Annotated in this window: 10 protein-coding genes; all 10 read right to left on the reverse strand. The window is 37.7% G+C overall.

The window, feature by feature from the left end:
- Positions 1-574 (reverse strand): ABC transporter substrate-binding protein (locus Q0507_RS06975; protein WP_298714342.1); only part of this gene is annotated, 574 nt, incomplete at its 3' end.
- 121 nt (positions 575-695) lie between these two features.
- The gene (locus tag Q0507_RS06980) at positions 696-2,615 is read right to left on the reverse strand and encodes an ABC-F family ATP-binding cassette domain-containing protein (RefSeq protein WP_298714347.1); all 1,920 of its coding nucleotides are present in this window, start codon (positions 2,613-2,615) and stop codon (positions 696-698) included.
- Positions 2,616-2,643: 28 nt separating this feature from the next.
- A complete protein-coding gene (locus Q0507_RS06985; RefSeq protein WP_298714350.1) occupies positions 2,644-3,966 on the reverse strand; it encodes a type II secretion system protein GspD in 1,323 nt (440 codons plus the stop codon).
- 278 nt (positions 3,967-4,244) lie between these two features.
- A complete protein-coding gene (locus Q0507_RS06990; RefSeq protein ID WP_298714353.1) occupies positions 4,245-4,796 on the reverse strand; it encodes a hypothetical protein in 552 nt (183 codons plus the stop codon).
- Between the two features lie 125 nt (positions 4,797-4,921).
- Entirely contained in the window at positions 4,922-5,911 is a 990-nt protein-coding gene (gene galE / locus Q0507_RS06995; protein ID WP_298714356.1) for a UDP-glucose 4-epimerase GalE, read from the reverse strand.
- Between the two features lie 11 nt (positions 5,912-5,922).
- On the reverse strand, positions 5,923-7,359 hold the full coding sequence (locus Q0507_RS07000; protein ID WP_298714359.1) for a glucose-6-phosphate isomerase: 1,437 nt from the start codon (positions 7,357-7,359) through the stop codon (positions 5,923-5,925).
- Between the two features lie 83 nt (positions 7,360-7,442).
- The gene (locus Q0507_RS07005; RefSeq protein WP_298714363.1) at positions 7,443-7,721 is read right to left on the reverse strand and encodes a DUF1294 domain-containing protein; all 279 of its coding nucleotides are present in this window, start codon (positions 7,719-7,721) and stop codon (positions 7,443-7,445) included.
- A gap of 21 nt (positions 7,722-7,742) precedes the next feature.
- Positions 7,743-8,666 (reverse strand): NAD-dependent epimerase/dehydratase family protein, encoded by a 924-nt coding sequence (locus Q0507_RS07010; protein ID WP_298714366.1) that lies wholly within the window; start codon positions 8,664-8,666, stop codon positions 7,743-7,745.
- A 22-nt stretch (positions 8,667-8,688) separates the two neighbouring features.
- On the reverse strand, positions 8,689-9,414 hold the full coding sequence (locus tag Q0507_RS07015) for a ribonuclease H family protein (RefSeq protein ID WP_298714369.1): 726 nt from the start codon (positions 9,412-9,414) through the stop codon (positions 8,689-8,691).
- Between the two features lie 9 nt (positions 9,415-9,423).
- Entirely contained in the window at positions 9,424-9,915 is a 492-nt protein-coding gene (ybaK, locus tag Q0507_RS07020; RefSeq protein WP_298714372.1) for a Cys-tRNA(Pro) deacylase, read from the reverse strand.
- Between the last annotated feature and the right edge of the window lie 117 nt (positions 9,916-10,032).

The raw sequence follows: 10,032 nt of genomic DNA on the forward strand, positions 1-10,032 counted from the left end.
CTGTATTGTTTACAGATACCATTTGGTCATTGTTGTTAGAGTACATAATAGCTGCTGTTTTAAAGCCCAAAATTTTATGTGCTTCTTTAATAGCTGTATCGACTGCCAAGGATTCAGGTACTGCGTTACGGAAGATATAATCCCCAATATCTGTAATCCCTTCAGCAGTTGTAGATGTACCAAGAGCAACTACTTTGCTTTTGTTTGCTACAGGACCAGCTGCCATCATTTCACCAGATAACATAGGACCGATTACTGCTACAACTTTATCTTTTGCAATTACTTTATTCATCGCATTGATAGCTTCGTTTTTATCACCTTTAGTATCTTCTACTAACAAGTTAATTTTTACAGCGTTTGCATCAGCATTGATTTCGCTTACAGCCAATTCTGCACCAGCTTTAATGGATTCACCATATGCTGCAGCACCACCAGTTGTTGTTGTTAATAATGCAATTTTAGCTTCATTGCTATTTGCATTGCCTGCATCTTTATTGCTACCACAACCAGCAGCAACTGCCATTACACCGGCAAGACCAAAAATGGCTGCTTTTTTTAACATGGATTTATTCATGTTACACCCTTCCTTCAAAACATAAAACTTTAAATCTATACCTATATTATGAGAATATAAAATAGTTTGTCAATTAAAAGATAATGATTTTAATTCCCTAATAATATATACATTAAATAAGTTATTCAGATAGATGTTCCCACTTCTCATACAAGGATTCCAACTCTGTCTGAGTCTCTTCGATTTGTGTAGAGATTTTGGACATTTCATCTAAATCTTGTTGTACTACAGGATTAGCTAATTGCACCTCATACATCTTCATCGTCGCCTCAAGGCGAGCAATTTCAGATTCTACCTCAGCCAATTGTTTTTCAACCATATAAGCATTCGGCTTCTTCTGATTTTCCTCCGTAGATTCTGATGCTGAAAGCAGTAGCTCATTAGTGGAAACAGCTTTGCTATCAACCTTACCGCTCTCAGAGTTTTGCTCATTAGCTAATGCTAATAAAGCTTCTTGCTCTTTCAACTTTTCCTTGTAGTATGAGTAATTACCGAGATACTCCGTAATTTTACCTTCATCAAGAACTACTGTTTTCGTAGAAACTTGATCCAAGAAATATCTATCATGAGAAATAATAAAGCAAGTCCCTTCAAATTGTTGTAATGCTTCCTCTACAATTTCTCGCGTAGGAATATCTAAATGGTTTGTCGGTTCGTCTAAAATTAGGAAATTATCTCCTTGAAGAAATAATTTAAGCAAAGCTAAACGAGCACGCTCACCACCAGATAATTCACCTACTGACTTAAATACATCGTCCCCTTTAAACAGAAAAGCCCCCAGCACATTACGAGCCTTATCCTCGCTGTAGTTAAAGTGACTCATGATCTCTTCTACTACCTGCCAAGAATCATGCAGTTCTTCGTGTTCTTGTGAGAAGTAACCGACTTGTACGCGATTGCCAATATCCACATGACCAACTTTAGGGAATAGTTCTCCTACAATGGTTTTCACCAGTGTAGACTTACCTGCGCCATTAGGTCCAATAAGTGCTACTGATTCACCTCGTCGAACAACAAGAGAGATATCATCAATAATGCGACTTTCACCATATCCGACAGATAAGTGATCTAAGACTAAAACCTTATCAGCACTCATCGCAGCGGGAGGAAAAGAAAATTGTAAATGATGTGAAGTAACAGGTGCCTCTAGCCGCTCTAATCGATTTAGTTGAGACTGACGACCACGAGCCATTTTAGACTTGATACCAGCGCGGTATTTATCTATATAAGCCTCTGTTTTCTTAATAAACTCCTGCTGCTTTTCATAGGCCACTATATCAGTCTTTAAACGTTCATCACGTTGTTGAATATAGCGACTATAGTTACCACGATAGGTTGTAGCCTTGTGATTATCTAACTCCACAACACCTGTGACGATACGATCTAGGAAATATCTATCATGGCTGACAATGAGAATACCACCTTGATAGGCAGATAAGTACCCCTCTAACCACTCCAGCATATCCATATCTAAATGGTTAGTCGGTTCGTCTAAGAATAAAAAATCAGGACTACGTACTAACGCTTTAGCTAAATTGATACGCGTTTTTTGACCACCTGAAAAAGCATTAGCTGGCTTATCTAAGTCATCATCAGTAAAACCAAGACCATAGACTATGCGCTTTGTCTTTTGCTCGTAGTCATAACCACCTAGCCATTCTAGACGATTCTGTAAATAATCTAAGCGTTGTAAATCCGATTCGCTAGCCTCTTCGGTTTCCAAGCGACTAGTGAGCTCTTTTAATTGTTTCTCCAATGCATGAACATCAGCCCAAGCCTTTTCTATTTCCGTAGCAAGGCTATCATCTCCAAGATTTACATCTTGTTGTAAATAGCCAATACTAGCAACAGGCGACTTGACTACATTGCCTTCATCGAGTTCTTCATACCCTAATATGCACTTTAACAAGGTGGATTTTCCAGCCCCATTAGGACCTACCAAGGCGAGTCGATCCCCTTCTTTTATCTCAAAAGACACATTGGAAAATACTTGGCGCACCCCAAATGATTTCCCAAGGCCTATCATTCGAATGCGTTCCATTCACAACCTCCTAATCATTTACTCTTCATTATACCACAGTTGCTTTCACTAACATTAACATTTCTATAGAATCTTTTGTTTTTCGACTATGGCGGAATAATTTTCCTAACAAAGGGATGTCTCCCAAAATAGGTATCTTTTGTATTTGATGTTGATCTCGATTGTCCATGAGTCCACCAATAACGAGCACTTCTCCTGGTTGTAATCGCACTCTTGTATGTGCTTGACGTGTGCTTATTTTGTAGGCTTTCATTTCAGATACCATAATAGGTGTACTCACTTCTGCATGTATTTTAGCATCTACACCACCATCAGCGGTAATGATAGGAGTGTAATTCAACTTAATACCCACCTCTTCATAACGAGTAGAACGCTTTCGTTCTCCATTCACTTCTGACTCTTCTATAACAGGTATTCTTTCACCTATCAATATATGCGCAGTCTCTCCATTAAGAGCCATGATAGATGGTTTTGCAATTAGAACTGCCTTACCTGAGCTTTCCATAAGACTTAGCTCTGGCTTAACAAAGAACTTATAGGCTTCCCCAGTCGGTGTTTTACCAAAAGTAACAGCGCCATAGGAATGTGTTTTGTCTTCTCCATGTCCAGTTAAGCTGAGCCAAGACCATCGAAAACCCTGTTCTTTTGCATAAGATTGTTCCATGGCAATGATGGTAGCTTCTAGTTGTACTTGTTTAGGTTCCTTATCAATAGCACGTACTAGGGTTTCTACGCGTCGTCTCTCTCCACTCGTCAAATGCATAATTACTTCGTTTTGTTCTGAAAGCACTGCCATTTTATCGCTCTTCACCACTGTGCCTACCACATTCTTTAAAGACTCTGCCGGCAAATGTTCAGGTGATATAACATATAGTTCTCTTTTTTCAAGTGTTTCATCATCAGAAGCAATTAAAAGTGTGGTATTCTCCTTTGATACGGAGAAATGATATAACTTACCTAGTTCATTAATAATCGCTTCTGGGGATTCTCCCGTTACAGTGGCCGTAACAGTCCCTTTTAACGATTCTACACCAATTACGGATATACCGTAACTACGACAAATTCCTAAGACAGTTTCCTTTAAGGATGCATTGCGTACAGAAATAGTTATGAGTTTGTTCTCAGCATTTTTTTCATTTTTAGCTACTTCACCACTATTTACGATATTTTCAGAACTACTAGTAGTTATCCTATCAGTACTATTAGTAGCTATTCTATCAGTACTATTAGCAAATACCATGAAAGGTACTACAAGCATTACGACTATCCATAAGCTTATTTGCAATATAACTGTCACTATAATCTTATCTATAAATGTTAGACCTACAAAGCTTATTCGATTCTTAGCCACCGTGATGAACCTCCTTCAGTAATTTCTACGCCACTTGCAGTTATATTAGACACCGATACTTCTTGCCAAACACTTCCAATACTAACCATTTGCTCCTCTGTACCTTTTCGTAAAATAGCAATATTCTGTTGTCCCTCAATAATACCTATAAGTTCTATGGGATGTTGTTTAGTGGGATGACTTACAGTAGTTTGTATACTAGATTTAACTCGCTCAGCACTAGTATCTTTCCCCTTTATTTCAATATATGTATCTCTATGTTTTTTATTATTTCTTATTTATTGATATTTTCCATTTCTACGACTTTTATCTACCGCGTCTCCAAGAGTACTCATTACATCATCTGACTCATGTAGATCATTATTTATATCAACGAGATCGTCATTACTATCTTTAGCTATCTTATTTTGATCAAGTAATGTATCTATAGAAATATCTTTAAAAACCTCTCGCCAAGAATATGCTCGCTCAACGCCGGTAACATCATATAATAATCGCCCATGAGTATCGCCTTTTGCCTCTCTTACTTTTATACTTTCTATATCACTTTCATCATTAACATGATTTTTATCTTTTTCAGCTTTATTACCATGAGTTGTTTCTTTTGATAATTTTTCCGAGCCTCGTTCAATTTGATTATTATCTCTACTATTAGATTGATCTAAACTAATATGAACATTTTCCTCTTCATGAGGATAAAAAATACCAATGCCTAATAGAACAATCGTAATAATAAAGAAAATACCAAGCGCAAACTTATAGTGACGCATGATAAAATGCTGTTTATCAATCCACATTTTTATACGGTCTATATAGTCTTGTAAGTTCATAATCCACCTCCTCCTGACATATTCTAGGAAGCCCTTTTAAAATCCTACAAAAAAATGACTCTACCAGTCACCACGGTGACTAATAGAGTCATTCATTATATTGACAAATCAAAACAATTTGTTCTTTATTTGCTATTAAACCCATCAGGATGAGATGTATGCCACTGCCATGCATCTTTGATAACATCGGCAACATTACTAAATTTAGGATCCCAACCAAGTAAGTTTTTAATTTTTTTAGAAGACGCAATTAATGTACCTGGATCACCCGCACGACGTTCACCATATTGAACCGGAATGTCGATGCCTGTAACCGCTTTTGCAGTCTCGATGATTTCTTTGACAGAAAATCCATTGCCACTGCCAAGATTAAATACTTGAGATTCGCCGCCTTTACGCAAGTAGTCCATAGCCAATACGTGAGCAGCTGCTAAATCATTAACATAAATATAGTCGCGTACACATGTGCCGTCAGCCGTATCATAATCAGTACCAAAAACTGTAATATGTTCTCTTTTACCGCGAGCCGCATCTAGCACAAGTGGAATCAAATGAGTTTCCGGATGATGATCTTCCCCAATCATACCAGATGGATCTGCACCGGCCGCATTAAAATAACGCAACGCAACATATGTAGAACCATAGATAGAACTATAATCAGATAACATTTCTTCAATCATCAATTTAGTACGACCATATACATTTGTTGGTTGTAGTTGAGCATCCTCTCGAATAGGCACTACCTTTGGCTCACCATACACAGCTGCGGTACTAGAGAATACAAAATGCTTTATACCCGCGGTACGAGCAGACTCAATAAGATGGTAAGAGCCAACTACATTATTTTCATAATAAATAGCTGGATTTTGCATGGATTCACCAACTTGTGAATGGGCGGCAAAATGCATGACACCAAAAATATTATGGTCTTTCATAATATCTACTAGTTTAGGATCAGCAATATCCATATTGTAGAACTTTACCCCTTCAGAAATGGATTCTACATGCCCCCGAGATAGGTTATCTACAATGATTGGCGTATATCCTGCTCGTTGTAATGCTCTTACAGTATGACTTCCAATATAACCAGCACCACCTGTTACTAAAATATTCATAATCCTCCCCCTTATGAATTATATACATCCTTTGCTCGAGCCAATTTAGGGCCGATAAGACGCTTATAAACCTCTACTCCTGGTTGATCAAAAGCATCAACGCCAGCAAAAATGGATTCAAAATAAACAGCCCAACAATGCATAAACATGATTTCCCCTAAATGGAATGCATTTAATGTTGGCACTGTTATAGTCATATTAAAGCGATTGTCGCTAGACAAGGCTTCTCTATTGGCATCTAAAGCAATATTTAAAATATCACAAATACCTACATCAGATAAAGAGTGTAGACGTTCATATTGACTATAAGAATCTGGAACGATGAGATTATGTTTCCAATCCTTAACCTTAATAAATTGAACTACTTTATTTAGGCGCCCCTCTTGATGCTCTTGAACTTGAGCATGCATATCCATAGTACCTACTGCAGCTACTGGTGTACGGCCATATGGTAGACAAGTATTACTCATCTTGCCAAGAGATTCGGATAAGAGCTGCACATACCAATCAGATAATGAGTGAAGCGCTTCACTATAAGGCATAAATACTTCAATAATACGACCATACCGTTCAGAAGCGATATATTTTAATAAGGCACTTAATAGAGCTGGATTTTTGAAAATATCCTCTTCCTGACATGCCGCATCCATAGATGCAGCACCAGCTAAGAAGCCTTCAATATCAAAGCCTACAAGAGCAGCCGTAACAAAGCCTACCTCTGTAAATACAGAGAAGCGACCACCCACTCCATAAGGAATACTATAGGTCTTCCAATTATTTTCTATCGCCATAGAGCGTAAAATTGTAGGATGCTCATCATCAGATACATCTGTAACAGCTACCACTTCGTAGTTAATGTCACGTTCTTGTAACGCCTTCTCCAAAATCATAAAGTTAGCCATAGGCTCAATGGTAGAACCCGACTTAGAGGTAATAACGAGCATCACCTTATAGTCAGGTCCTTTTTTCTGAGCTTGACATTCTAAAGTACGAATAAGCCCTACTAAATAATCACCATCCACGTTAAAGCCTGCAAAATACATCCGAGGATAGCCGTCGCGTTCCTCTGCACTATAGTTATTCCAAAATGCTCCACATTGCACATCAAAAATAACTTTGCTCCCCAAATAGGAGCCACCAATACCTACAGATACAACTGTATCAATATTGTGGCGTGCATAGTCACGCAATTCGTAAAGACGTTTTAGCATATCTGGTGTATTGATACCATCTTCCGAAATATATGGAAGTTGATAAAATAATACTGGTTCAAGCAAACCGTCTTTAGAAACGTGACCTTCTTCATAACCTGTAGAACGTAAAATATTGGTATGGCGCCACACATTTTGTATAGCCCGTTCAAAATTATTAACGTCTCGTTCTTGTATACAACTTTCATTATATATGTTAGCGTAATCTAACTCGAATCCTGATTGTAATCGCAACATCAAATATCTCCTTCACTGACATTTTATGTACAATATTATTCCTTTATATCATAAAAGAATGAATAAAGTATTAGTTTATACAATCAATTTACCCACAATCCATAACCAAAGCCAACTGCATACACAGACCAAAGTAGTGCAATAGGAATAGCTAGTTTAAACTTGAGCTTTTGCGTCTTGTGACGCCATAGGACCATACCCAATAAAGCGCCTACACCACCAAAGGCAAAAGCTAAAAACAGTAGTGTAAACTCTGAAATCCGTCCATATCCATTCATGGCACATAATTTATCGTATCCGTACATACTGAATACGATAAGATTCCAGACACCTACAGTTATCCAAAAATGTGTATCACTCATATCCCCAAACCTTATTATCCCTTACTTATGATGAGCTTTAAAGTATTCTAATGTCTTTTGTAAGCCTTCCTCTAATGTTGTAGTAGCAGTAAAGCCAAAATCACGTTCAGCTTTCAAATTACTTAAGCGCGAATGTTTAATATCCCCTATACGCTCATCGTCATAGTGGACCATAAAATCTACGCCACTAATAACACGGAATCGCGTAATCAACTCATTCACAGATGTTCCCTTATTGGTAGATACATTATATATGCCTGAGCATTGACTATTCCCCATAGCCTTAATATTTGCATCTACCACATCATCTACATAAATAAAATCTCTAGTTTGTTCACCATCACCATATACAGTTAATGGTTGTCCTTCAACGATTAAACGGTTGAAAATACTGATAACTCCACCTTCACCACCATCTCCTTGGCGTGGTCCATATACATTAGAATATCTAAAACATACTGTATTTAATCCAAAGGCTTCACGATAAATACGCAAATAGCCTTCTGCAGTAAGCTTTGTCAAACCATAAAAGGATGAAGGCATACCACTCAATTCTTCAGTCAACGGCAATACCGCCAAGTCTCCATATACAGCGGCTGATGAAGGCATCAAAAATTGTTCAACTTTTACCTGACGACATGCATCAAGTACATTAATAAGCCCTATTAGATTTACATCACAGTCATAACTTGGGTTCTCCATAGAGGATTGAACCATTGTTTGCGCCGCCTCGTGAAATATGATAGACGGCTTAAATTCTTCAAATACAGATAGTAATTTAGGATCTCGTACATCCATCTCAACAAATTGAGCATCTTCATGTACAAAGGAGCGCATACCTGTAGATAAATTATCTATAACGAGTACATCGTGCCCTAATTCAATTAATCTATCAACTAAATGGGACCCAATAAATCCGGCCCCACCAGTAACACATATATTCATAGCGCCCTCCCTTCTAATATCTTTAAATACCTGCACCTTGTTTTGCTAGTGCATCTGCCATTTCATTATATGTATCGCCTGTATGAGCAGCCACCTTGTGAAAGTGTACTCGAACACGATCTTTTATAGAATCATAAAATGCTGCATACTCTTGGGTTAGCGCATTATTGCGTTTCCAGCCCTTGGTAGCCCACAGTTCTATGCCCATATAATCATAGTAAAGTGAACATTTAGAAATACCATTATCAACAGCATATTTCATAACATGCATAGCAGCCAACAGCTCACCAGCGACATTCCAAAACGATGTATATCGTTCATCAATAGAGGAAAAAGAAAAAGTCTCCCTATTGCCATTCAAAAAGATAACCCCTCCTGCACCAACAGTATTGGTCTCTTTATTATAACTACCATCGATATACGCAACCACATGGTCTGGCTTAGTAAAATCTGGTTTCACAATACTTGCTGATACTTTACTTTGAACACTAGAACTAGAACCTATAGACCTAGAATTTATAGATTTAGACTTCACTTCCTGTGGCGATTTAGGCTCGCTCTTTTTAGCACTCATAAAATCACTTAAAGACAAACCTGAATCCTCTACAAAGGCATGTGCTTCTGCTTCTGTCGAAAATGACTTGTAAATAGCACTACCATATCCTTTTACTTGTTTCTCACAGTCAGACCATGTAGTGTAAACCCCTGGTACACGCCCCTGACGAACTGCATAAAACTTTTTTGCCATACGTACCTCTTAATGGTCCATTGTCAGTTCAGCAAATTCTGCATTCACAACAGTTGCTAAATCTTTTGGATTAACTTTCATTTGCATACCACGTAAACCTGCACTTACATATACAAACTTTTGAGGCTCCATAGTCGCATCAAAATAAGTAGGAAATGATTTTTTCATCCCCACTGGAGAACAGCCTCCACGCAAATAACCTGTAATACCTAACAAATCCTTAACAGGAACAAGTTCAACAGATTTGTTTTGGCTTACACGAGCAGCTTGTTTCATATCTAGTTCGGCAGTTACAGGAATACAAAAGACAACATATCCTGTCTTATCACCTTTACCAACTAGAGTTTTAAACACTTCTTTCTCATCAAGACCTAGTGCCTCAACCACATGAAGCCCTGCGGCATGTTCCTCAGACCACTCATATTCGCTAATACTATAAGGTACCTTGTGGGTATCTAAAATACGTAATGCATTTGTTTTTTTATGTTTTTCTTTACTCACTATATCCCACCTTATATATTAGCGTAACAAATAAAGCTAATCAACATATAATACTTTTCTATATGATGAATTGTAAAATATATTGCGACAAATAAAAAGACTCATATTGGAGATCTC

It is taken from the genome of uncultured Veillonella sp. (genome assembly GCF_938010505.1).
Lineage (GTDB): Bacteria > Bacillota > Negativicutes > Veillonellales > Veillonellaceae > Veillonella.